The following is a 25131-nucleotide window of genomic DNA, read 5'->3' on the forward strand; positions in this document are numbered from 1 at the left end:
CGGATGGGGAGCGTATCTGAAATCACTTATCAACGATTAATCTGATGGCCTATCACGCCCCCGACTGCCGCTCCACCCACCGTACCAATGGCACTACCCCCCGTGAGTATCGCACCGCCCACAGCCCCGATCCCGGCCCCTATGGCCGTGTTACGCCCCCGGTTTGACATATGTCCGCAAGCAGTAATCGACAGGGTGAGCAGGACCAGAATTGCGACAGAAAAACTGCGTTTCAAAAGCATCGTTAACCTCAACACCCTCAATAATAAGGGTATACACATAAGTTTTTATTGGAGTTTTTAACACCATCCTGGGTCATCGAGATCATACCTGATATGAGAAATTTACTGATTGTGTCAGGCCAGCGATAGGTAAAAACTCTGATTTAGCCATGCTCACTATGTGCGATGCAGCTAACCAGAAGACACTTGAGTTTTTTTGCACCAAAGGACAGGGAAGGGCAACACTAAAGAATAAGAAAATCGCTTAAACGTTATCAAGCTGTGCTGCCACATACAGCAAAAAACGATCTTCAAAATTAGCCAAATTGAGTCCGGTCAGGTCAGAAATGCGCCGCAGACGATACTCCAGCGTATTTTTATGAATAAAGAGGGCCTTTGCTGTTTCCCCGGCCTGTTGGTTATGCCTGAACCAGGCATGGAGTGTTTTCCTGAATACGCCATTGCTGTCATTGGCCTTCAGACGCTGTAGTGGGCTGGCCAGCTCGGCGGCCTGCCAGCCATTACGCAGACTGTCGAGCAGAACCGGTAGTTTAATATCCTGATAGCTAAAACAATGCTCATCTGGGGTGCGCAGTTTACCAACGCTGAGGGTTGTTTTTGCTGTCAGATAGGATCGAGCCACCCCCCCATCACCAGGAAAAAACTTGCCCAGCCCGAGGCTGATTTTCAGCGGGCTGCGTTGTTGTATACGCTGGTAGAGCTGTTCCATGCGATTCTTATGTTCTTTGGGTTCCCAACGTTCTGCATGAAGATAGGCGGGTTTTAGTACCACCATCTCGGTCAGGGAAACGATGGCCATCAAATCATCTTTACCCGCCTCTTTCAGCAAGCTTTGCAATTGCTGCAATTCGCTCATCGCGGTACTGACCCCGAGTTGTCCGCTGTCCAGCTCCACGACCATAGCCACCCGGGGTAACATCAGATCCACGCCAAGTCGCTGTGCCCATTCCTGCATACTGCTGGAAACGGTATCGTTGCGTACCATGCTTAATACCAGCTCTTCATGCAGACGACTATTCTGCGCCAGGAGTTTTAGCAGGTGCGCCTGTTCGAGCATCATCTCCGTTGTCATGCACACCAGTTCACCATAATGCAGGAGTTCATCAGGATCACCGGTGAGGCCGATGACCCCTACAAATTGATTATTCAGGCGCAAGGGTAAATTCAGACCCGGTTTGACACCGTGTAGGGTATGCATTGACGCATCATCGATGGCCACTACCCGGCCCTGGCTAAGGGCCAGGAGTGCGCCTTCATGAATTTCACCAATACGCTCTTTATCACCACTGCCAATAATACGGCCTTTGGCATCCATCACATTGATATTACAGTTAATAATTTTCATGGTTCGTTCGACGATCGAAAGGGCTAATTTCGAGTCAAATTCGTAATCCGTCATTTGCTGTTCCTCAAGTGCGGTATGGCTTGATTTTCCAGAGACAGAAGCTCTTTAAAAACCGGGTCGCGTGGCTTGACCATCAGTGTCGGGTGCATGGGGATGACGTTCCTGACAGTCGCCGCCCGGTATGATAGCGCACAATGCACGTTATTTTTTACTCTTGACTTAAAAGGGGGGTAACCGTCCCCCCATGAAACAAAAAATGCCCGCCATCATGTACTGCCGGGGGGCGTCATGATGCGGGCATAATAGTAAAAAATGAAGATTAACTGACCACGAGAATACGGCAGGTATCCGTGGTGCCCACCTCACTGTTTCGGCTGCCCTGAGTCAGAATGATCCGGTCGCCGGATTGCACGATCCCCCGCGTTTTTAACAGCATGATAGCCTCATGAGCGGCATCTGTTCCTGCTTCAGCGTAGCCGAAAGGAAAGGGCGCAACGCCCCGATACAGCGCAACCTGATTGAGGGTTTTTGGATGCCGGGACAGGGCATAAATCGGCAAGCCTGAACTGATGCGCGACATCAGGCAAGCGGTCTGTCCTGACTCAGTCAAGGCGATGACACCCTTAACCCCTTGCAGGTGGTTAGCGGCATACATGGCAGCCATGGCGGCCATCTCTTCAACATTGGTAAACTGAATATCCAGACGGTGTTTTGAAATATTAACCCGTGGGTCCCGTTCTGCTCCGGAACAGACATTAGCCATCGCTGATACGGCTTCGACAGGGTAGTTGCCCGCCGCGGTTTCAGCCGAAAGCATCACCGCATCAGTCCCGTCCAGGATAGCGTTAGCAACATCCATCACCTCTGCCCGGGTTGGCATGGGGTTAGCAATCATTGACTCCATCATTTGAGTGGCTGTGATAACCACACGGTTAAGCTGACGCGCGCGCTGAATGAGTCGTTTCTGTACGCCGACCAGGGCGGCATCACCAATCTCAACGCCTAAATCCCCCCGGGCTACCATGATGACATCAGAGGCCAGAATCACGGAGTCCATCTGTTCCTGTGTGGCGACGACCTCAGCACGTTCGACCTTGGCCACAATTGCCGCCTGGCATCCGGCTTCACGCGCCAGGCGCCGTGCATAGTGCAAATCGTCCCCATTACGTGGGAAAGAGACCGCCAGAAAGTCCACGTCGATTTTTGCTGCCAGAAAGATGTCGGCTTTATCTTTTTCTGTCAGGGCATCGGCTGAAAGCCCACCCCCCAATTTATTGACACCTTTATTATTGGAAAGCATGCCACCCACGGTGACGCAAGTACGGATGCTTTCCCCGACAATGTCCATCACTTTGAGCTGAATTCGGCCATCATCCAGCAATAAAATATCCCCCGGGACGACATCTTGTGGCAAAGCTTTATAGTCGATACCAACCTGCGTCTGGTCACCCAGACCTTTTTCAAGTAACGCATCGAGAATAAAGGTCTCTCCCACAGTGAGAAATATTTTTCCCTCTTTAAAGGTTGAGATCCGTATTTTAGGGCCTTGCAGATCTCCCAGAATAGCCACCGTTTTACCTAATTTTCTGGCGATGCTACGCACTTGTTCTGCACGGTTAATGTGATCCTGTGCTTCCCCGTGAGAGAAATTAAGCCGGACAACATTAACCCCCGCCGCAATTATTTTTTCCAGAATAGTTTCACGGTCAGTTGCCGGGCCAAGTGTGGCGACAATTTTTGTACGTCTGAATAAATCAGTCATATTATCTATCTTCTATAAATGGAAATTAATTATCCAGCGCTGTTTTAAGCAGGCGGGCAATATTTTCACAAGTGCGTTCCATATTTAATGGGCCGTCTTTTAGCAGCGCTTCAATGTTATCCGCACGAGGGATAATACCGAAAATAGTATCGATACCTTCATCGTAAAGGGCTTCCACATCATCCCCCACACAACCTGACACGGCGATGACGGGCACGCCTTCGGCTTTCGCACTATGAGCGACCCCATAAGGCGTTTTACCGAACTTGGTTTGGTAGTCGATGCGTCCCTCACCCGTGAAACAGAAATCGGCACCAGCCAGTTTGTCACACAGGCCACTGTACTCGACGACAATATCAATACCTTTACGTAGTGTGCATTGGGTGAAGGCCATCAAACCCGCGCCCAGTCCGCCCGCAGCACCCGCTCCCGGAGTGATGGCCACTTCTTTACCCAGCTGGGCACGAATCACCCCCGCATAGTGCGCCAGGCTACTGTCAAGGTGGGCAACCATTTCGGGGGTTGCTCCTTTTTGTGGACCAAAAATAGCAGAGGCACCTTGTTCACCACAGAGTGGATTCGTGACATCACAAGCGACCTGAATATCCACCTGACTCAGCCGACTATCCAGCCCTGAAATGTCGATTTTATACAGTTGCCCCAGGGCACCGCCGCCTCGTGGCAGTGTGTTTCCAGCCGCGTCATAAAAGCGCGCACCTAAGGCTTCCGCCATACCCGCGCCACCATCATTGGTTGAGCTTCCCCCAATGCCCAGAATGATTTTTTTAATGCCTTTGTCCAGACAGGCACGGATCAGTTCACCTGTGCCATAGGTGGTGGTCACCAGCGGGTTTTTAGTTTCCTGGGTAACAAACTGAATGCCACTGGCGGAAGCCATTTCAATGACCGCAATTTCACCATTGCCCATGATACCGTAGCTGGCTTCAACGGTGGTGCCTAATGGTCCTGTGACATTCAGGTGATACATCTGACCATCGGTAGCATCAATCAGTGACTGGGTGGTCCCTTCGCCACCATCAGCCATAGGCACATGAATGTAATTCGCTTCAGGGAAAATCTTGCGTAACCCTTTTTCCATCGCGTTACACACTTCTTTTGCCGTCATGCTCTCTTTAAAGGAATCAGGGGCTAATACAAATGTTGCTTTTTTCATTATGGTTTGCCTCATATCAGAGAATAAAGCCGTAAAGTACAGTCGCGACAATGGTCATGGTTCCACCCACGATAGCCTCATAAGGCACCAGGCTCATACGCTGTTTAATGGTCATATTCATGCTCTGGGCAGTGATGTGGAAGTAGTTACCCTGCGGTAAGGAGTCGATAACGGTAGCCCCGGTATGAACCATGACCGCGGAGGCAATTGGCGCGATACCTATAGCCGCAATAGCATGACCAAATGTGCCGGTGGCGAGGATGGTACCTGTTGACGTGGAAGCGGTAGCCGCTGCCATTAAAATACCTGAGATCGGTGGAAGGAAAGTGCCAGAAATTCCCATCACATTAATTAAATCAACAATTTGTGCTGATAAGTCCGATGCTGCTATCAGTCCCGCGATGGCACCTGCACCAATCAAAATCAGTACGGTGGCGGTCATTTTTTCCAGGCCTGAAGTCGTATAGGCAATCAGTTTGTCTTTCTGACCCATGGCGTACAAGCCGACAATACCCGCGATTGGCAGTACATACATGGCATCCAGTTTGACTGAGCTGAGGATACTGATATTAAAAATAGAGCCAATTGGGTTAACCATCAGTAAGACAATCGCCACGGCAGGGGCGACAATGGCCTTGCCAAGGGTGGGGTAGGCTCTGTCGTCTTTCGTATTTTTAGACCCATAAGCTTCAGCCGCTTCCGGGCCACTGACCATAACACCCTTACTTTTCAGCATGGAGGCAACGATAACTGTCATCATCAAGCCGAAGAGTGCGGGGATCAGACCCGCTATCATGACATCGCTGAGATTGACATTAAAACCATTAGCAGCGGCAATGGTGTTGGGGTTAGGTGAAATAATATTACCGGCTTTCCCGCCACCAGATAATGCCAGCAGTAAGGCAAGCTTAGAGATACCCATTTTGTTACCGACAGACAACGCGATCGGTGCCACAATTAATACCGCGACAGGAATAAACACCCCCACGGCGGTGATAATCATCGTCGCCAGCGCCAGTGCAAAAATGGCTTTACTCTCGCCCATTTTTCGCACAATCGCCTTGGCTATGGTTTCTGCCGCCCCGGATTCCATCATGACGCCAGCCAGTACCCCAGCAGCAAGAACACGTATTACTGTGCCCATTACACTCTGGGTTCCTGACGTTAGCATGGCAACAATTTGTACTAAATTCCCGCCACCAATAAGGGCACCAATAATAGCCCCCAGAAACAGAGAATAAACCGGGTTGATTTTTTTAAGAATAAGTATAATAGCAATAAAAAGACCAATGAGTGCCCCGTACCATGCCAAGGGTTCTATTGCATTCATAATAAGACCTCATATATTTACGTCATTGACAATAGAGAGTTAATACAAATATCTCCGTTATAATTTTTATTAACGGGAGGTGATGTTCATTCTGTAAGTAATATATTTAAATTAATAATAAATCTAACCGCTGAATAACTCCTTTTTTGTATTGTGTGTATTCTAAATTCTGGTAATGAAATAGACTATGTGCGATAGCACAAAAATACAGGCTGATTACAGAAAAGATTTCGTGTCAGAGAACAACAGGCTGAGAGGTTTATCACATAACAAGAGCAGATAGTCGGGATCTCTGGTCGACGGGCACTGTTCTGCACCGTAGAGTACGCATTTCCTGTCTGTCCAGACGCTGGTGGCAGGCTTAAGCGGCAGTGTCTCTTATCGGGGGTATCGATCATCCCTGAAGCTTTATTCAAAAAAATTGAAAGATACGATTAACGATATGATATTTATTATCATCGACAACCGCGTAGAGTAGAGGATCAATCTTTTTGCTGGCGTTGATCGTACCTGGCCAGCCAAATAAAAGGACAGGCAATGAAAAATATAGGTTTTTTATCGTTTGGTCACTGGAATCCTTCCCCCCAGCCAGCAACCCGCTCGGCAGCAGATGCACTGCACCAGTCAATTGATCTGGCCGTTGCTGCTGAGGAACTCGGCGCTGACGGGGCCTATTTTCGAGTCCATCACTTTGCCCGGCAACTCAGCTCTCCATTTCCTTTGCTTGCAGCAATAGCTGCCAGGACTCAACGCATTGAGATTGGGACTGGGGTGATTGATATGCGCTATGAAAATCCCCTGTATATGGCGGAGCAGGCGAGTGCGACAGACTTCATCGCCAATGGCCGGCTGCAATTAGGCATCAGTCGTGGTTCTCCGGAGCAGGTGATTGATGGATGGCGTTACTTTGGCTATCGCCCTGAAGAGGGGGAAGACGCCTCGGATATGGCTCGCCGGCACACGGAAGTTTTGCTTAATGTACTTAAAGGTGAAGGTTTTGCTGAACCCCACCCTCAGCCAATGTTCCCCAATCCCCCCGGGCTACTGCCTCTTGAACCCTGCTCCAGGGGGTTACGGGAACGGCTATGGTGGGGAGCTGGTTCGAATGCGACTGCCGTATGGGCAGCCAGGCTGGGAATGAATTTACAGAGCTCAACACTGAAAGATGATGAAACAGGAGAAGCATTCCATATCCAACAACGGGATCAGATTCGGGCGTATCGTGCGGCCTGGAAAGAGGCGGGGCATCAGCGCACGCCACGGGTGTCCGTGAGTCGCAGTATTTTTGCCCTGATGGATGAACGTGACCGTGCCTATTTTGGTGGCAGCGGTAAGGACGGGGACCAGGTCGGTTATCTGGATGAAAAAACGCGGGCTATATTCGGCCGCAGTTATGCCGCAGAACCAGAAAAACTCATTGCTCAGTTGAAACAGGATGAAGCCATTGCCGAGGCGGATACCTTACTCCTGACCGTCCCTAACTCACTTGGTGTGGCTTACAATATTCATGTTATTGAGTCTATTCTCAAATATATTGCTCCGGCCATGGGATGGCGGGCTTCCTGAGAGGGGAGCGTTCATTCCCGACATTAACAGTCAACATAGCTAGTCAGCTGTCCTGGGCTTGCCTGTCAGTGAGGCTGCATTCCCAGGACTCACCTGCCACTTGTCGTGTTTCGCTGACACGTTTCCTTCATCAATTCAATGTGCTGATCAGCATGTGGGGGCCCGCCCATGTCTCGACCTTTATCGGGCGATCTGTACATGTTTTGTGAGTCGCTGATGACGGAAGGAGATATTTATTGGGTCAAATTGTGAAAAGAATAGTGTTGCTGACTGGTACTGGATCTATTTTGGCGGGATACTTACCCACGTCAAATAAAGTAATAAGCGAGTATATACAGAATAATCACGATACTGAGAAGCCTGTTTTTCCTGGTGCTGTGGCAGACGAGTCAAACTCACCCATGCTTCTCATAATAATCGGCTAACTGACGCCTTGAAGACCTTTTCAAGTGCTCAACGGCAGCTTGAAGTTTATTGGATATCCCATACACGCTGGTAAAAGAGATTAAAAGTTGAACGACTCCTTGAGTATTAAACACGACGACAGCGAGCTGGAATACAATCTGATGATAAAATCAGAATGGAACCAGCTGATAGCCGTAACATCACCGCAGTCTTTCCATTTATTGAGCACGCTCTCTGCCCGGAAAGCTTCTGACTTTGCCGATACATTCTACAGTTACATGTTAAATGATCGGGATGCTTCTTTTTTCCTTTCCAGCCAGCAAGTTCATGACAGACTCCATGGGGCAATGACAACGTGGATAGTCGATATTTTGACGAATACCGGGGAGCGGTTGCCTGACTTGATTGAGCAGCAAAAAAAGATTGGGGAGATTCATGCCCGCATTGGTATTCCCGTCGACCTGGTAGAGCGCGGCGCACGACGTTTAAAATGGCGCCTTAATGAAGAAATCTTACAGGTCGCTGAGGATAAAGCGCTCTGTTTTGATGCCATGCGATTTGCCGCTACTTCAATGGATATCGCCATCGAGATAATGAGCAAAAGTTATTCGCAATCCCACAACATTGATACCAAAAATGAAGAATCGTATCGGCTATTTTCCATTCTGGAAAATGCCGGTATTGAGAGTGCCCGTCAGAATGCCTCATTACTTCACTGGGAAAATACTTTTATTTTTAGTGTGGCGACCGGTACGCCGCTTTCTTCTATTCAGGATCTCAATGATTCAGACTTTGCTCTGTGGTTTAACCACAAAGGGAAATCTAATTTTAGCAATGTTCAGCGTGTAAAAACGATATCCGATACCATTATTGAAACGGACAAATATATTCACGATTATAGCTGTACCCCGGGACTGATATCCCAGGATTATGCTCCGTTACTAAAAACAGTCAGAAGCAAAATTCATAAAATTAATACGCTGCTGGGATCATTGTTTGATGAAGTTCAAAAACTGGAAAGCGGAAAAGACACGCTAACACTGTTACTTAACCGTCGTTTTCTGCCGACTATTCTTCGGCATGAAATATCACTGGCCATGCATTCCCGTATTCCACTCAGTATCGCCATGATTGATATTGATAATTTTAAAACCTACAACGACACTTATGGCCATGCCGACGGGGATAATATCCTGAAGAAGGTGGCTGAAATGCTCTATGACAGTACCAGAAGTAGTGACTATATTTTTCGGCTCGGTGGCGAGGAATTTTTAATTGTGCTTGTTGAAACCGCCAAAACGGAGGCTTTCAGCATCATTGAGCAAATGAGAAAAAAAATTCAGGATACGCCTGTACAGCTCCACAGTCATGAATATGTCCACGTCACGGTGAGTGCAGGTATTGCTGTTTACAATGGGCATCCTGATTATGAATGTCTGATCAGGGTGGCTGATAATGCACTTTATCAGGCTAAGGCCAACGGCAAAAACAGAATTGAGTACGCGCAAAGCGAATAATTCATTGGTTTCATTGCAAGCCGTGCAGGGAATGGCTTGCAATGAATATCATCCCTGACCTCAAAATATATTCATTCACTAACTGGACGCGGTAAGCGGGCCACATCTCTGAGTAAATGTCCCGGCATTCGTCCTGTTACATTTTTCTGCAATGCAAGTTATTCAGAATACAGGGTGTATTTTATATTTCCCCGTACTCGGCAATGATGTCATGAAGTAATAATCTAAATAATGATAAAGATCATCCTGTAATTTTACGAATATTGTATATAGTGAGAGACAGAAACTTTTTTCCTGGTGCATTGCATGTCGTCGAATTGACTCACTTAATTATAAAATTAAGGATGAATAATGAAGCAGAAAATAGAAAATTATACTGGTCCTGCTGGGGGCTGGGGAGCGCTGAAGGCCGTTGCCGACGCTATACGTGGGCAGATGAATGAGCGGCATGATTTAATTGCCATGTTTGAAATGAATAAGCCACAGGGATTTGACTGCCCGGGGTGTGCCTGGCCTGATCCTAAACACAGTGCCTCATTTGATATGTGTGAGAATGGTGCCAAAGCCATGGCATGGGAGACCACCAGGAAAAGAACCACTCCCCAGTTTCTGACTGAGCATAGCGTTACGGAGCTCTTATCCTGGAATGATTACGATCTGGAAAATGAAGGTCGCTTAACCCATCCTTTAAAATACAATGAACTGACCGACCATTATGAAGAAATCAGCTGGGAAGAGGCGTTCGGGCAAATAGGCCAGCGGCTGGCAAGTTATGATGATCCCAATGTGGTGGAGTTCTATACTTCAGGGAGAACCTCAAACGAAGCGGCGTTTCTTTATCAGCTGTTTGCCCGGGAATATGGCACCAACAATTTTCCCGACTGTTCAAATATGTGCCATGAACCTACCAGCGTGGGGCTTGCCGCTGCAATCGGGGTCGGCAAAGGCACCGTTCTGTTAGAAGACTTTGATAAAGCGGACTTAGTTATCTGTATCGGCCATAATCCCGGTACGAATCACCCACGCATGTTAACCTCTCTGCGTGAAGTATCCAAACGTGGTGGCAAAATCATCGCCATTAATCCGCTTAAAGAAAGAGGATTAGAACGTTTCACCGCCCCACAAAACCCGATTGAGATGCTGACCTTGTCGTCCACTCAGCTAGCGACATACTATTACAAAATCCGCATCGGCGGTGATACCGCATTAATGAAAGGGGTGATGAAAACCCTGATTGGCTGGGATGATACGGCCCGCCAGAATGGTCAGCCAGCGATTCTTGATCACGAATTTATTCAACAACATACCGCAGGCTTTGTCGCACTGAAGCAGGATGTGCAAAACACAGCCTGGAGCGATATCGTTAAACACAGCGGTATGACTCAAGAAGAGATTGAACAGATTGCCCAAGCTTACGCTGAAGCCAAAAATACCATTATTTGCTACGGCATGGGGATCACGCAGCACCAGCATGGCACGCAAAATATTCAGCAACTGGTCAATCTGCTGTTGTTAAAAGGCAATATGGGCAGGGAAGGGGCCGGAATTTGCCCCCTGCGTGGCCATTCCAATGTTCAGGGGGATCGTACTGTTGGGATCACTGAAAAACCGGGCAAACTATTTTTACAGAAGCTGGAAACGCGATTTGGCTTCACTCCCCCGGCAGAATTTGGTCATGCGGCTGTTGCCAGTATGCAGGCGATATTTGAGGGGCGTTCTCGGGCATTGATCTGTATGGGGGGAAATCTGGCGGTGGCCATGCCAGATAAAGAGGCCTGTTTTAGTGGCATGAAAAAACTCGACCTGGCCGTACATTTGGCGACGAAGTTAAATCGCTCGCATCTTCTCACCGCCCGCCATACCTATTTGTTTCCCGTATTGGGGCGTACTGAACGAGATATACAAAAAAGCGGTGAGCAGGCTATTACGGTCGAAGATTCTATGTCGATGGTACACGCTTCCCGTGGCAAGCTGGAACCGGTTAGCCCGTATCTCAAGTCCGAGTGTGCAATTGTCGCCGGGCTCGCCCTGGCCACGCTGCCGGATACTAAAGTCGACTGGCAAGAGATGGTGGATGATTACAGCCAGATACGTGACGCGATGGCAGCCGTATTAAGCGGGTTTGAGAATTATAATGAAAGGATCCTGCAACCGGGCGGTTTTCATCTGACTAATCCTGCGTCAGCACGTAAATGGGTCACCCCATCCGGGCGGGCGAATTTTTTCACTACCGAAGGATTACTCGAAGATCCTGAATCAGCGAATGCCAGTGAGCTGGTATTAGCCACGGTTCGCAGCCATGACCAATACAACACCACGATTTATGGTCTGAACGATCGCTACCGGGGTATTTTTGGTCGACGTGACGTATTATTTATCAGTCAGGATGAAGCCGAAAAACAGCGGCTGGTTGCGGGGGATAGGGTGAATGTTATCGCCCTGGATAAACAGCAGAGCCCCACACACCGACGCGTAGATAATCTTGAAATTGTAATTCACGACATGGCGGATCGCTGTGTGGCAACCTATTTCCCTGAGTCAAATAACCTGGTGGCGCTGGATAACTTCGACCCGCAAAGCGGCATTCCGGCCTATAAAAATATTCCTGTTATCCTGGAAAAAATACAACCTGTTGTTACGAATGACGTCGCTAATCACGCCGAGTAACCTGAAAGTAAGTATCCTGAGTCCAGGGGGGCTTGTACCCCCTGGCGTTCTTTTTACTTCTTCACGTATCATGAGGAACAGGCTATTTTTAGAAAAAAGAGAGCATTATGAATAACAATGTGCATGGTATCGACCATATAGGCTTGACGGTGCCGGATCTGGATGCCGCCACTGAATTTTTCATCAATGCATTAAATGCTTCTGTTATCTATGACACCTACCTGAAATCACAGCCCCCAAGGCACGCTGTTGCAACACAAAAAAGATTAGGTATTTCAAGTGATACGGCAGAAATTGCCATCAGAATGATAGGCTTTCCGAATGGAGCCCAAATAGAGCTGTTTGAATTCTCAGGGCAAAATCGATCTGGCCCTGTCACCCCCGCAGATTATGGCTGGCAGCATGTTGCCTTTTATGTGGATGATATTGAACTGGCTGTCAGACAAATAGAAGCTGCTGGCGGCAAGCGCAATGCGGACCCTATAGATTTAACCGGGATAGAGGCGGGAGCGGGAAATAAATTTTGCTATTGCCTGACGCCCTGGGGATCAAGCATCGAAGTGATTACCTACCCCACGCCACAACCCTACCTCCACACCTCGAAACGCAGAAAATGGTCAGTATAAGAAGGACACGCATGAGAGCATGAAACGCAGCATACTGTAACGCGCTCTATTTCGGTCTTAACCCCTGCTGTCGTGGTCAACAAAAGCTGGCCATGGCACAGCATAGCGGTTTTTTTGTGTCGCGGTTGCTGACCGCCAGAAGCTTCTTCCCGTTGATGTGGCACACGGACTTATTCGCTACGGAAGGTTTTCCGCCATGCCCTGGGGCTGACACCAAATTTTTCCCGGAACTGCAGCCTGAAGGTTGCCGCAGACTGAAACCCTGCTTGTTCAGCAACCTGTTCTACGGGGAGGTCAATGTTTTCTAATAACGCCTGACTCAAATGCAGCCGCGCGGCGGTGATCCACTCGATGACGGACATCCCTGTTGCCTTACTGAAATGCCGGGTAAGTGTCCTGCGACTCATGGAGGCATACACCGCCAGGGAATCAATATCGTGGGGAGCCTGAATATTGAGTAACAGATAGTCAAGGACCATATTAATTCTACAGTCGGTCGTCTTTTGGGTGACAGGATGATCAATATATTGTGCCTGGCCTCCTTCACGGTGGGGAGGGGTAACCATCCTGCGGGCAATACCATTAGCTGTCAGACTACCGAAATATTTGCGAATGAGATACAGACAGCAATCCATTGCTGCAGCCGTTCCTGCGGATGTAATCAGCCCGTCGTTATCAACATAGAGTTCGTTAAGATTCAAGTGAACGGACGGAAACTGTTCCCGAAAGTCTCTCTCATACTCCCAGTGTGTCGCCGCGACACGCCCGTCCAGCAAACCGGCATAAGCCAGGACGAAAGTGCCCAAGCACAGCCCCACGATCTGGGCACCGGTATCACGTGCTTTTACCAGGGCATTAAGTAGCGGTGCAGACGGTTTTTCCCGAACATTTGCCCAAAAAGGTACAATGACGATATCGGCCCGGGCCAGAGCATCCAGCCCATGATCAGCCTGTATTGCTGTTCCTTCACCAGACCAGATAAGCCCCGGCGTTTCAGCACATATCAAGCGAGTAAAAAGCCGCTGATCCGAGACGGTATTCCCAAAAAGGATCAGGGGGACTGAAACGTGATAAGTACTGAAACCCTGGGTAACAAGTATGGCAACTGAAATCCCGGACACGATGACTCCTTTGCTGTCGGTTGCTGTCAGAATACGAGTGATTCACCGTCGGCAGGTGCTGAAACATAATCCTGAATCTGGTTAATCTGGGCATATTCCAGTACGTCCTGCCGGGTAACTAGGCAATGGTTAACCGCCTCCATGTGGGTGGCGACAATCTGCGCATCAGGTAAAACAACGTGCGCCCTCACTATGTCTTCTTTCCCGAAGATTATCGCGCCGTACCCCAGAACATGAGCCCAACCGGTATTCATAATCAGCACATCTGGCATATAATTACGCATATTTTCTTCCACGGTTTTAACCCAGAGACTGTCACCAACAAGGTACAAGGTTTTTTCCGATGGATGGCGAAACACGATACCACAAGCGTCACCAAGCAGTTCTGCCAATTGTGGGTTGCCATAAGCAGCATCTGAACCATGCTGGCACGTTGTTTTAATCAGTTCAATATCGCCAAAATAGCACCCTTCGGTGAGAACTTGCAGATTAGTGAACCCCTGATGTTGCAACAACGCCTTATCATTTTCATTCTGAACGTAAATCAGCTGATGTTTTGGCACACTGTCGGCAGCCGCCTGATCCCAGTGATCCGGGTGCGTATGGGTGACAATAATGGCATCCACATCAAGCAGTGAGCGGATATCCAGGGGCAATGCCACCATAGGATTCCTGATTTCTGAACGCACGGTTCCCTCAAAACCGGGCCATGCATCTTTGTCAGAAAACATGGGATCGACAAGGAATCGCTTCCCCGCATATTCGATGATCTGAGTGGCATTACGAATCTGAGTAATTTTCAATTTATGGTTCCCCGAATATTTTTTAAACCAGTCAAAATAATGACCTGATGACTCATTGTAGTGATTATCGGGTAATGCGACCATCTTATACGGGTCATGTTTCACCCATATTGGGTCAGGGTGATACCCATTTATAAAAATAAAACTAACGTTATTTATTGTTGTAATATGGCTGCATCAAGATATTTTAAATAGTGAATTAAAATAGAGCATTGCGGTGCCATTTGTCAGCATTATTCTGATGGCTTTCGGAGAGGGGGGGTAAGAATAAAATATGCCGTATTTTATTTTACTGACCCAGCCACCTTTTATAGTGATATTTTTGGTGGCTGTGATCTGTTTATTGATGGGGTATATGGCTGACAGGTGAGCGGTTCCTGAATCTGGAGATAATAAGAGGCGCGACAATAGAAAGAATAATAATGATACATCCGGCAATCTGATAGGATGTGATAGCGTCAGATAACAGTAAGTATGAAAATAAAAATGCGGCAGGAAGCTCTGTTGTTACCAGCATGCCAGCAAGGGAAGAGTGGGTTCTGGGCATGCCGAATCCATAGAGCAGCACAGGAAGAATTGAAGAGAATACCGCATTGATGACAGACCACAGGCTACTTTCACTGATGGGGGCAATATCAATATTCTTGTTAAAGAGAAACAATGATGCAATAAATGCACCAAAAGTCAGTAGTTTAGCTTTATCAATAACACGAACGCCGTTCGCGATATTTGAAGAAGAGATGATAACCAGACTATAGGCTACCCCAGCAGCCAGCCCCCACAAAAGGCCCTGCACATTGAGTGTCGCTTCTCCATGAAAAACACCGGTAGATATGACAACGCCTGTCATTATAAATATGAAGCTTATTATTTCACTGCGCGTTAGTGCCTTCCTTTTGATGATGGCATTTAAAACGGGGGCGATCCATGCTGATTGCATCATGAGCAGGGTTGAGGCAGGAACCCCAATATAGTGGACAGCATTATAAAAAAAGTATGTGATGCAGAGCATTGGGATGCCTGTGGCGAAAACCAGCAGTTTATCCCTCAAATGGAAGGTACCTGTATTATTTCCTTGCCTTTCGGAAAGCATAAAAAAAAGCACAAATGAAAAAAGAAATTGTGTCGGTATCAAGCTCTCGATCTTTGCACCGCTCTCTGTGGCCAGACTAAGTATGACTCCCGGCATACCGTATGACACTGCGCCCGTAAATACGGATAATGCGCCAGCAGCACCTGATATTTTCAAACCATCCCCCTTATATCCCCTTTATCAATTATTAAAGGCAGATAAAACAGCTAATTCTAGTATTTTATATCTATTTAGCAACGATAAATTTCCACAACTAACCGGGAGTCCGGCTGCTGAGTAAGCATTACTGGCGGTGCGGGGATATTCACCATCATTTTATTTTTTGTTAGTTTTATTTTTTATAAAGAAATGAAAAAATTGGCTGTAAATAATGGTATGTCATTTTTATTTTCAATATGCATTACAGAATAAATTGGCGATGAATAGCACATGATATTCAGGTTTACCCCCTTCCTGTGCCTCGCGCTCAGGTCAGGTGAAAGGCGCAATGAATACTTACACGGGCAGGATAACTCTTCACCACATTGCGCCAAGAATGGAACAATGAAATCCAAAATCACATCTTTATCCCTTGAGTAAAACAAAGCATGATGAAAACACAATATTGATAACGTCATTAAGTCCTGAGGTAATCCTTATGAGCAAACTGTTTACTCCGGTTAATTTGGGTCATTACACCCTTAAAAATCGCCTGGTCATGGCGCCGATGACCCGTTCCCGGGCTAATGCAGACGGAACCCCGAATGAACTTGCCGCATTGTATTATGCACAGCGTGCGAGCATTGGCCTGATCATTGCTGAAGGTACTCAGCCGTCTGAGGACGGGCAGGGGTACCTGATGACGCCGGGCATTTATACGGATGATCATGTGGCAGGCTGGAAAAAAATTGCTGAGGCCGTGCATCAGAAAGGCAGCAAATTATTCATTCAGCTGATGCATGCAGGCAGAATGTCACACCCTGACAATACGCCACATCACCGGCAGGGCGTTGCACCGTCCGCCATTGCACCAGGTTCTTCAATGTTTACGGCCACAGGTATGCAGGACATTCCTGTGCCACGAGCACTCAGCACTGAGGAGGTGCGTCAGACGGTACAGGACTTCCGTTTTGCTGCCCGTCGTGCTGTTGACGCGGGTGCCGACGGTGTTGAAATTCATGGCGCAAATGCTTACCTCATCCATCAGTTTCTTGCACCAAGTGCCAATGAACGTACTGATGAATATGGCGGTTCTGTTGAAAACCGTGCCCGCTTTGCTATCGAAGTCGCCCGGGCCATTACAGAAGAAATTGGCGCAGACCGGACCGGTATTCGCCTGTCTCCGGGAATGAATATGTGGGGCATTGATGAAGGGAATCAAAGCGATGAACTATATCGTTATCTGACGGCAGAACTGAATAAATTAAATCTCGCATATCTGCATATTATGCATATGGGGAACGAGGTTTTATTGAAGGATATGCGAGCTATATGGAAAAGTGACTTGGTGCTTAACCGCCCTGGTCGCGCACGCGAACAGGTTGGGCAGGATGTTGAATCCGGCCTGGCTGATCTTGAGTCGTACGGCACAATGGTGCTGGCTAACCCTGATTTCGTTGAGCGACTACAAAGCCATGCTCCAATGAATGAAGCCCACCGGGAAGGTTTTTTTGGCGGTACCGATAAATTCTATACCGACTATCCGGTAATGGGTTGAGCGGGGAACGGCAGATGGCACCGGTTATTGTATCACTCCGCAGGATGCGTCACGGGGACCATTTCCGGGCGACGTCCTTACGCATGCCGGAAGGTATTCAGAGTCCTGTTATCGGGGTGGACCACGCATGGATGAGCGGGCCTGTCTTCCCGCCCCATCATCATGCTGGTCTGTCCGCGGTTTCTTATGTCTTTCTGGACTCAGAAACGGGCATAAATAATCGGGATAATATCGGCACCAGTAACTTCATCGCGCCGGGAGGCCTGCACTGGACGGCAGCAGGCCGTGGGATCGTTCATGAGGAAGTTCCCGCCGAGGATAACAAGACGGTACATTCTCTACAGATATTTGTTGGGCTCCCGGGTAGTAAACAGGACATGTCACCAGAGGCTCTGCCTTTGGCGACAACTGCCGTCCCGGTAGTTTGCACGGACGAGTATCAGGCGCGCATCCTGGCAGGGGGGTTTCAGGGTATTTATTCCCCACTGTCGCCCCCTACAAAGGTAACAATACTGGATATTTCCCTTGAGAAAAATGCAGTACTTAATCTTCCACTACCACCCAGACACTGCGCATTCATTCTCCCAATCTATGGGGCGACGCGTATTGGGGGGCTGACATTCAATCATGATGATTTAAACGTGCCTGTTTATCTGGCACAGGATGAACCCACCACTCTGGTGGCAGAAGCCACCGAAGAAAAAACAAAAATTATGTTTTTCTCCGGTCCATCACTTTCATCGTACTAAACAGGAGTCGACTATGTCCTGGAATCGTTTTACGGCTAAAGACAGCGCTATTTTACTTATCGACCATCAGACCGGGACTATGGGCTGGGCAAAATCATTGCCCTTTGAAGAGCTCAAACGTAATGTATTGATGCTTGCTAAAACAGCAAAAATACTCAATATTCCTGTGGTTCTGACATCCAGCATGGAAGAATATGCACAGGGGCCATTACTCAGTGAACTTGAGTCTATTTTACCTGACGAATTTGCGAAGCGTGTAAAACGTGCAGGTATTGTTAATGCTATGGATGACGAACATTTTGCCCGGGCCGTGAATGCACTTGGGCGCAAAAAATTAATCATTGCAGGGGTCACTAATGATGTCTGCACAGTGTATCCGGCACTGAGCCTGGTGGGTGACGGTTATGAGGTTCAGGTCGTTGCTGATGCGGGGGCCTCTCCGACTCAGTTCGCGGATGATATCTCCTTGCGCCGAATGGAAAAAAACGGTGTCACTTTGACCAGTACTAACCAGGTCATCGCTGAACTTGTCGGAACCTGGGCTTCCCCTGAAGGGATGCAAATTGTCCAGGAAGTCGTGATGCCTGCTCTACAGGCATAACACTCAAGGCCTGCAGCTGCAAGCAGCAGGCTTTCTCCGCAACACAATGAGGTGCATCTGATGACTGCGAATAATTTACCCGGCCATAAGGATATTCTTGAATTCTGGTTTTCTCCTGCGAACAGAGATCTCTGGTTCAAAAATGATAATAACTTCGATTTATTAATCAAAACGCGATTTTATGATATCTGGAAGGCTGCCTGTAGTGGTGAGCTCTTTTCATGGCGTTTAACCATCGAAGGACGACTGGCAGAGATAATTATACTTGACCAGTTTTCACGAAATCTAAATCGAGGTTCAGGCAAATCTTACCATCAGGATGGAATGGCACTGATCCTTTCTCAGGAACTTATCTCATTAGAAGGGTGGAAGCGTCTGGGTGCGGAGGAAAAAGCCGTGTCACTGTTGCCATGGATGCATTCTGAATCCAGGCTAATCCATGATAAAGCGAAAGCATTGTATGCATCACTGCCTTTACCCGGATTTCTTGAGTATGAAATTAAGCACAGTGAAATAATTGAAAGATTTGGTCGTTACCCATACAGGAATGCAATTCTTGGGCGCCGCTCCACACACAGTGAAACTGACTGGATGAATACCCATTCCAGTTTTTTATAAGTTTGCCATCAGTACTGCCCACCTCCGGTAACGACCCATATTATTTTCTGATTTATTCACTGGCATGCAAATAAACGTTAAGAAGAAAGATAACCCCCCGGTGAATTGCAGAAATCATTGGGATTTATCACGACGTATAATGGTGCTTATGTCCACTCCCCCTAATTAGATTTTCTGCCTTTACATTTGCTTGTAGAGATCAAAATGAAAAAAGCACGGTTTACTGAAACTCAGAACGTTAACATCGTGAATATTGCTTATTCAGGGCTGAAGATTGAGGAGATCTGTCGTCAGAACGGAATAAGCAATGCCACTTATTACAATTCGTGGCTATCCATTAAAACTCCGCATGGATAATGGACCAGAGTTTATCTCCCTGACACTGGCTCAGTGGGCTGAAGATCATGGCGTCATGTTGAAATCTATTAATTCGGGTAGGCCGACAAAGAATGTATTTATCGAGCGTTTTAACCGAACAGATCGGACGGAAATACTGGATTTTTACCTGTTCAAAACATTGAATGAGGCAAGGGAAATCACCGATCGCTGGTTGAATGAATACAACAGTGAGCGGCCTCATGAATCCCTGAATAACCTGACGCTGGAAGAATATCGGCTGACGGCTGAGAAACTTGGAATCTCAAAAAGTGCGTGGAACTAAAACTGGGACACTTACACAAAATGCGACATTTTACAAAAACGAGCAGGGTATGGAAGTTAAAGACGTAAAAAAGGATCTTAAAAAGATCCTTTTAAATTTTATGTCCATATTTATATGTCGCCAGAAAGCTCAGCCAACTCCTTCCCTCTAGTTTTTGACATTTTTGCGACACACTCATTGACAGTCGTTTGATATGCCGAGCTTTTGTTATCTATTTGGAATGAGTATAACTTACAATTAGAATCCCTAAATTTAATCCAATCTCTTTGGGAAGTTTTAATGTTGCTTACGAACTCCTGCTTTAAAGATTCATCATTCATATATACAGAATTGACTTTAGATATCAACATCGAATATTGCTCGTTCAAGTATTTATCAGCTGAATCCTTTTTACTTTCCGAGCACAAAGCAACCTGTTCAGATGTTGTTATATTGCGGCAAATATCCGTACTATATGAAAATGACGAATACAGTAAAATAATAGCTAAGGCTCGTTTCATTATCTACCCTCCAAATAATCAACTCTATGTCTGCCTGGTTCGTATTGTGAAATTGCAGGTGTTTTTTGTATGTAATCAATTAATTCTTGTTTACTATTATTTGCACCTGCAAGCATAGGCTTAGGCCCTTTGGTAAAACCTTGGTAAACGAAGTCGACCAACACTTCTTGGATAGATGTATCCAGGCTTTCCCATTGTTTCGCACTGGAAATACCATTAGTCCACTTTTTATAATTAACAATAGCCCGCTCAACATATTTAGGATAAATAATAAAAAAGAGCGCCTCTTGCTGCTGCAATGTTATCTCCCCTATATCCTTCTTATGATCACTTACATAATCACGAGCAGAAACTCCTTTAAGTCCTGCGCATTTTGATATTTTAACAGCCTGAATATTAGATATTCCTGATGCAATCATATCATTATAAATATTACTCTCAGAACGATCCCCCATATCATAACCACGGCCAAGAGTTACACCTGAAAGATCATTTCCTGGCCAGTGGATAACTCGGCTATAATATATAGATGATGAAATATCATTTCCTTCAGCGTTGTAAGTCAACTTACCTTCTAAAATTTTAACTTGAGATTTAATAGCATCCAGAAAAACCAGCGGATGCATATGCCACGGATTTTCCACCATGCCCTCCACACGGTACATCCAGCGGATATCCGTCAGGAACTTCATGCTGTATGCGTACCACTCTGGCGCGTCTCTTTTCAGCTGCGGCGTAAAGAACGCTTTCCACACCGGAGTTTCCGACGAGTAGTACCAGTCGCTGGGGTGCTTTACGCACAACCGGTACAGATGGTCACGCATTGACGGGTTCTGCACCGCACGCCGGTATTGTTCCGGGTTATAACGAGGGGATTTCGCGTCGTCAATCTTGTCCAACAACTGCTGATAGTTAAATGCTACCGCCTTGCTCCAGGGCTGCCCGTCATTGTCAGCCACGCTGAAAAACCGTTCAAAAATCGTCTTCACCAGCCCTTTCGGCTGCGTCTTCCCGTTGAGATGGTCAAAGCTCACCGGGCTGTCCTCCGTGGCCTCAAACCCCCGGCCGGCCAGATCGTACCGGGACAGCAGCTGCACATCCGACTCCGCCAGCAGCCCGCGCGGCGACCCGTCCGGCCAGTAGCGTTTTCCTTCTTTGTCCGTCACCGCCTGACCGGACAGTGCCATCACCGTTTCGGTCTGCGTGGTTATCAGCCCCTTCTGGATTTCCCCACCGGTGACTTGCAGGTACACCGGTATTCCTTTCGGACAGCGGGCAAAGGCGGGCATGTCACGCCCCACGCCTTCCGGGTTACTCAGGAAGCGCGGCAGGTCGTCCGGGGCCAGGCATTCGATATGCATCTGATAGCGCTTTTCATGCCCGTCCTCGCCGGGCACCTGAAAATAGCCCAGATGTCCCACCGGCTCCCCGGCCTTAATCGGATAGGGGTCAGGACACACCACCGTATCAAACTGTACTGTTTCGCGTGACGGCGGCAGGAACGGCGACCACCACGCCGGACGGGTGACGCTGTCGCGGGCCGGAACCAGATTCCCTTTGTCGCATACTATCCAGACCCGGTCCCCGGCGTTCAGGCTCATGCTGCCCGAAACCGCTTCCGCCAGTGTGACGTGCGCATACTGTCGCCCGTTGCTCCCGGTCATGGTATAGGCGCTGACCGCCTTATTCCATGTTACCCGCGTGCCGGGCGGCAGCTCCGCCGCTACCCACTGCCGGGATTCATCGAGATACGCCTTCAGGTGCTGGCCGTCTGTCACTTTGAACGCCGTGCTGTCCTGCTCCGGGTAGGCCAGCCAGGGCGCGAGGTGCATATACAGGGTGTAAAAAGTCAGCCCGCTCTCTGCTGTTTCCCCTGGCTGAATACGGTGTCGAATAAGCACAAAAGACCCGGAGTAGCGTAAATCCCCCCAGTACCACGGCACGCTGAGGTAATCCCGGTTAATCCGGTACGCCACCACCTCACCGTCCGCCATGCAGCGCACGGCATGCTCTCCCTTAAACGGCACCGGAAAATCCACGGCCTCATTCATCGCCTGACCGCTGAGCGCACACCACGGTGTGGTGGCATCACTGATGTGAATACCGCCGTGCCACATACCATTACGACCAATCAGCCAGTACCCTGTAGCCTCGCCTTCCAGATGCGTCAGCATCTCCTCCAGATTACTGAACTCTTCGCCCCGGTTATTTTTCGGCACCGGCCAGCAGATGGCCGGAAGCGACGGGTCCTTTTCCTGTTGCGACATGGCAAATTCTTTTATTTTCTCAGGGTTAACACCGGACATCATACACTTGGTGTTGCCTAACCTAAATTTCCATTTTCTTATTTCCGATAAAGTGCCTGAATGCGGAATACTTGGGAGGGGCTATATCTTGTCGCGTCTACCGCTTCACGGATGCTCAGTTTCTTGACCTGCCGGTAGTACAAAACTTTCTGATGCCGTTCATGATCGGCCTGTTTTCCCAAGTATTTACCCAGCCTATAGGCCTGTTCAATTCCTTGCTTCTATCGCTGGTGACGATTCAGCTATTCCTTATGCTACATAGCGGCCATCAGGTCGATAAGCATATTGTTGATGGCGGTTATCACTGCGCGGGTGATCGGGTCTGCCTGCTAAGGGTCTTTATCTGGTAGTGTATGCCATGAGGTAGGAACATCCAGGCTGACAATTCGCGGCTTATAGAGTTCTATCTGCTCGCCAGCAAAATATCATTAAGGTGATTGTCCATCAGCAAGCGCCCCAGCTCCCCGGGTGGTGAACGAGGGGCTGCTTGGAAAAGGTAAAATAGCCTACGTTAAGGCTGCCTTTTAACCGCTCGATTCTTGTCTATACCTCGAATTGCGGTGCTACATACCTATGGAGGGTATCTTTTGCTTCCCGTCAAAGCGATAAGCCATTTGCCAGTATTTAGAACCGCTTAGGTGTAACGTGAAGAAACATACCGAATCCATCAGTCAACTTATATTCCTTATTGAGGAGCTTGGCGTTTTTTACTTTAGCATCAGTAAGTGACATGGCACCCATGCCTGTTGGTAAAAACGCAACCGAACTACCATTATCAGCAAAAGGGTATGGTTTCGAGGGTTTTTGGGTGGAAGAGGGTGAACGTAAAAGAAAAGGGAAGTCATTGCCAGAAAGCAAAAAAGCAGACGTCTTTAAACGTCTGCTTTCTTTAATATGGCTCCTCTGACTGGGATCGCCTTTGCCAGTAACTGGCTAATAAGTAAGCTAAACCTGAATATTCATCCTGTCAAGACCACCAGAATGACCACCAATAGATATTGTTATGTCCTGCAAGTTTTTTATCTGCTAGTTTTGTAAGTATCCTGACAAAAAGAACCATTCACTTTTAGAGATCTTCCGACATACTGAATATGTCCTCAAGAGGAGATCGCTATGCGTAAAGTACGATTCACCGAACATCAAATCATCGCTGTTTTGAAGTCTGTTGAAGCCGGTCGAACGGTGAAAGATGTCTGCCGTGAGGCGGCTATTTCAGAAGCCAGCTATTACAACTGGAAAGCAAAATATGGCGGGATGGAAGCGGCTGATATTAAGAAAATCAAAGATCTGGAAGATGAAAACAGGCGTCTCAAACAGATGTTTGCTGACCTGAGTCTTGAGAACAGAGCACTGAAAGACGTTATCGAAAAAAAGCTTTAAAACCACTGATAAAACGTGAGCTCGCCAGTTATCTGATCTCGCAGTTTGCAATGAGCATACGTCAGGCATGCAGGACGTTATCACTGAGCAGGACAGTATTTTTCTATCAACCCGATACTCGGCGTGATGAGCCGGTGATTCAGGCGTTGACGGAAGCGGCTGAACGCTATCCGCGATACGGTTTTAAGAAGCTTTTTCAGGTTGTTCGTCGGCAGGGGAACACCTGGAACCATAAGCGAGTTCATCGGATTTACTGCCTGTTAAAACTTAATTTCCGTCGTAAGGGAAAGCAACGTTTGTCGGTGCGTAATCCTGCGCCGCTGGCTACACCAGAAGCGCTTAACCAGAGCTGGTCGATTGATTTTATGCACGATGCCCTTGTAGTCCCCCCTGAATTTAGTCTTACCGTTTAATGGAGTTCTCTGGTTAAGATGTAATCAGCGGAGGTCATTATGAAAAAGGCGCGTTTTACTGAAACTCAGATCCTGAGAGTTTTAAAAGAAGTTGAAGGTGGTCGGCATGTGAAGGATGTCTGTCGCGAGAACGGCGTATCTGAAGCCAGTTATTACAACTGGAAATCCACTGAAAATGAGGATGGGCAACGGACCTGAACTTGTTTCAATAACTCTGGCGCAATGGGCCGAAGAGCATGGCGTGATACTGGAATTTATCAAGCCGGGCAAGCCAACACAGAACGCGTTTATAGAACGATTTAACCGCACGTACCGGACGGAAATACTGGGTTTTTACCTGTTCAGAACATTGAATGAAGCAAGGGAAATCACCGAACGCTGGCTGAATGAATATAACAGCGAACGGCCTCATGAATCCCTGAATAACCTGACGCCGGAAGAATATCGGCTGATGGCTGAGAAGCCGGAAATCTCAAAAAGTGCATGGAACTAAAACAGGTCTATTTACAGAGGTCAAAAGTAATTACCAAGGGTCTTAATATTGTGAAAATTTTGG

The 25131-nt window shown here is 47.7% G+C and carries 20 protein-coding genes and 5 pseudogenes; 13 read left to right on the forward strand and 12 right to left on the reverse strand.

The features are described from left to right. Positions 1 to 29 precede the first annotated feature (29 nt). The 5 genes from JK154_RS01305 to JK154_RS01325 all read right to left on the reverse strand — a co-directional run bounded on the left by JK154_RS01305 (position 30) and on the right by JK154_RS01325 (position 5853). Positions 30 to 242 carry a glycine zipper 2TM domain-containing protein gene (locus JK154_RS01305; RefSeq protein ID WP_211990675.1) on the reverse strand — a complete coding sequence of 71 codons (213 nt, stop codon included), beginning with the start codon at positions 240 to 242 and terminating at the stop codon, positions 30 to 32. A gap of 244 nt (positions 243 to 486) precedes the next feature. Further along, complete coding sequence (locus tag JK154_RS01310; RefSeq protein WP_211990676.1) at positions 487 to 1641, reverse strand: CdaR family transcriptional regulator; 1155 nt, start codon at positions 1639 to 1641, stop codon at positions 487 to 489. Positions 1642 to 1906: 265 nt separating this feature from the next. Continuing rightward, positions 1907 to 3349 (reverse strand): pyruvate kinase, encoded by a 1443-nt coding sequence (gene pyk / locus JK154_RS01315; RefSeq protein ID WP_211990677.1) that lies wholly within the window; start codon positions 3347 to 3349, stop codon positions 1907 to 1909. 25 nt (positions 3350 to 3374) lie between these two features. Beyond that, on the reverse strand, positions 3375 to 4523 hold the full coding sequence (locus JK154_RS01320) for a glycerate kinase (RefSeq protein WP_211990678.1): 1149 nt from the start codon (positions 4521 to 4523) through the stop codon (positions 3375 to 3377). 16 nt (positions 4524 to 4539) lie between these two features. Next, positions 4540 to 5853 carry a GntP family permease gene (locus JK154_RS01325; RefSeq protein ID WP_211990679.1) on the reverse strand — a complete coding sequence of 438 codons (1314 nt, stop codon included), beginning with the start codon at positions 5851 to 5853 and terminating at the stop codon, positions 4540 to 4542. Positions 5854 to 6390: 537 nt separating this feature from the next. On the opposite strand from JK154_RS01325, the gene JK154_RS01330 reads away from it, so the two are divergent. The 4 genes from JK154_RS01330 (at position 6391) to JK154_RS01345 (ending at position 12634) form a co-directional block, all read left to right on the forward strand. Beyond that, the gene (locus JK154_RS01330) at positions 6391 to 7419 is read left to right on the forward strand and encodes an LLM class flavin-dependent oxidoreductase (RefSeq protein ID WP_211990680.1); all 1029 of its coding nucleotides are present in this window, start codon (positions 6391 to 6393) and stop codon (positions 7417 to 7419) included. A 566-nt stretch (positions 7420 to 7985) separates the two neighbouring features. Continuing rightward, positions 7986 to 9341 (forward strand): diguanylate cyclase, encoded by a 1356-nt coding sequence (locus tag JK154_RS01335; protein ID WP_249215708.1) that lies wholly within the window; start codon positions 7986 to 7988, stop codon positions 9339 to 9341. A 351-nt stretch (positions 9342 to 9692) separates the two neighbouring features. Continuing rightward, entirely contained in the window at positions 9693 to 12008 is a 2316-nt protein-coding gene (locus tag JK154_RS01340; RefSeq protein ID WP_211990682.1) for an FdhF/YdeP family oxidoreductase, read from the forward strand. A 107-nt stretch (positions 12009 to 12115) separates the two neighbouring features. Then, positions 12116 to 12634, forward strand: a complete 519-nt coding sequence (locus JK154_RS01345) for a VOC family protein (protein ID WP_211990683.1) — start codon at positions 12116 to 12118, stop codon at positions 12632 to 12634. Between the two features lie 170 nt (positions 12635 to 12804). Here the strand turns inward: JK154_RS01345 and JK154_RS01350 are convergent, their stop codons facing one another. The 3 genes from JK154_RS01350 to JK154_RS17665 form a co-directional block, all read right to left on the reverse strand. Then, positions 12805 to 13755, reverse strand: a complete 951-nt coding sequence (locus JK154_RS01350) for a helix-turn-helix domain-containing protein (RefSeq protein ID WP_211990684.1) — start codon at positions 13753 to 13755, stop codon at positions 12805 to 12807. Between the two features lie 26 nt (positions 13756 to 13781). Then, positions 13782 to 14558 (reverse strand): MBL fold metallo-hydrolase, encoded by a 777-nt coding sequence (locus JK154_RS01355; protein ID WP_211990685.1) that lies wholly within the window; start codon positions 14556 to 14558, stop codon positions 13782 to 13784. 340 nt (positions 14559 to 14898) lie between these two features. Then, positions 14899 to 15408 (reverse strand): DMT family transporter, encoded by a 510-nt coding sequence (locus tag JK154_RS17665; RefSeq protein WP_249215709.1) that lies wholly within the window; start codon positions 15406 to 15408, stop codon positions 14899 to 14901. A 166-nt stretch (positions 15409 to 15574) separates the two neighbouring features. On the opposite strand from JK154_RS17665, the gene JK154_RS17670 reads away from it, so the two are divergent. The 6 genes and pseudogenes from JK154_RS17670 to JK154_RS01390 all read left to right on the forward strand — a co-directional run. Continuing rightward, a complete protein-coding gene (locus tag JK154_RS17670; protein WP_249215710.1) occupies positions 15575 to 15931 on the forward strand; it encodes a hypothetical protein in 357 nt (118 codons plus the stop codon). A 357-nt stretch (positions 15932 to 16288) separates the two neighbouring features. Further along, a complete protein-coding gene (locus JK154_RS01365; protein ID WP_211990687.1) occupies positions 16289 to 17347 on the forward strand; it encodes an alkene reductase in 1059 nt (352 codons plus the stop codon). 14 nt (positions 17348 to 17361) lie between these two features. Beyond that, complete coding sequence (locus JK154_RS01370) at positions 17362 to 18096, forward strand: pirin family protein (RefSeq protein ID WP_211990688.1); 735 nt, start codon at positions 17362 to 17364, stop codon at positions 18094 to 18096. Between the two features lie 13 nt (positions 18097 to 18109). After that, positions 18110 to 18697: an isochorismatase family protein gene (locus JK154_RS01375; protein ID WP_211990689.1), complete on the forward strand. Its 588-nt coding sequence runs from the start codon at positions 18110 to 18112 to the stop codon at positions 18695 to 18697. Positions 18698 to 18757: 60 nt separating this feature from the next. Next, positions 18758 to 19315, forward strand: coding sequence for a DUF924 family protein (locus tag JK154_RS01380; RefSeq protein ID WP_211990690.1), 558 nt, complete (start codon positions 18758 to 18760; stop codon positions 19313 to 19315). Between the two features lie 313 nt (positions 19316 to 19628). Further along, positions 19629 to 19976 (forward strand): annotated as a pseudogene (locus tag JK154_RS01390) (integrase core domain-containing protein); the annotation flags it as partial. 110 nt (positions 19977 to 20086) lie between these two features. On the opposite strand, the gene JK154_RS01395 reads toward JK154_RS01390, so the two are convergent. From JK154_RS01395 to JK154_RS01410, 4 genes and pseudogenes are all read right to left on the reverse strand, one after another. Further along, entirely contained in the window at positions 20087 to 20476 is a 390-nt protein-coding gene (locus JK154_RS01395; RefSeq protein WP_211990692.1) for a lysozyme inhibitor LprI family protein, read from the reverse strand. Further along, positions 20476 to 22743, reverse strand: coding sequence for a hypothetical protein (locus tag JK154_RS01400; RefSeq protein WP_211990693.1), 2268 nt, complete (start codon positions 22741 to 22743; stop codon positions 20476 to 20478). The genes JK154_RS01395 and JK154_RS01400 overlap by 1 nt, the downstream gene beginning before the upstream one ends. A gap of 77 nt (positions 22744 to 22820) precedes the next feature. Beyond that, a pseudogene (locus tag JK154_RS01405) lies at positions 22821 to 23245 on the reverse strand (resolvase); the annotation flags it as partial. A 103-nt stretch (positions 23246 to 23348) separates the two neighbouring features. Beyond that, positions 23349 to 23514, reverse strand: a pseudogene (locus JK154_RS01410) (Arm DNA-binding domain-containing protein); the annotation flags it as partial. A 381-nt stretch (positions 23515 to 23895) separates the two neighbouring features. Here JK154_RS01410 and JK154_RS01415 point away from each other — a divergent pair. The 3 genes and pseudogenes from JK154_RS01415 to JK154_RS01425 all read left to right on the forward strand — a co-directional run. After that, positions 23896 to 24545, forward strand: a pseudogene (locus JK154_RS01415) (transposase); the annotation flags it as partial. A gap of 69 nt (positions 24546 to 24614) precedes the next feature. Next, positions 24615 to 24773, forward strand: coding sequence for a transposase (locus JK154_RS01420; protein WP_211990694.1), 159 nt, complete (start codon positions 24615 to 24617; stop codon positions 24771 to 24773). Continuing rightward, positions 24742 to 25068: pseudogene (locus JK154_RS01425) on the forward strand (integrase core domain-containing protein); the annotation flags it as partial. The gene JK154_RS01420 and the pseudogene JK154_RS01425, both read left to right, overlap by 32 nt. Between the last annotated feature and the right edge of the window lie 63 nt (positions 25069 to 25131).

The organism is Citrobacter sp. JGM124 (assembly GCF_018257795.1).
GTDB lineage: Bacteria > Pseudomonadota > Gammaproteobacteria > Enterobacterales > Enterobacteriaceae > JGM124.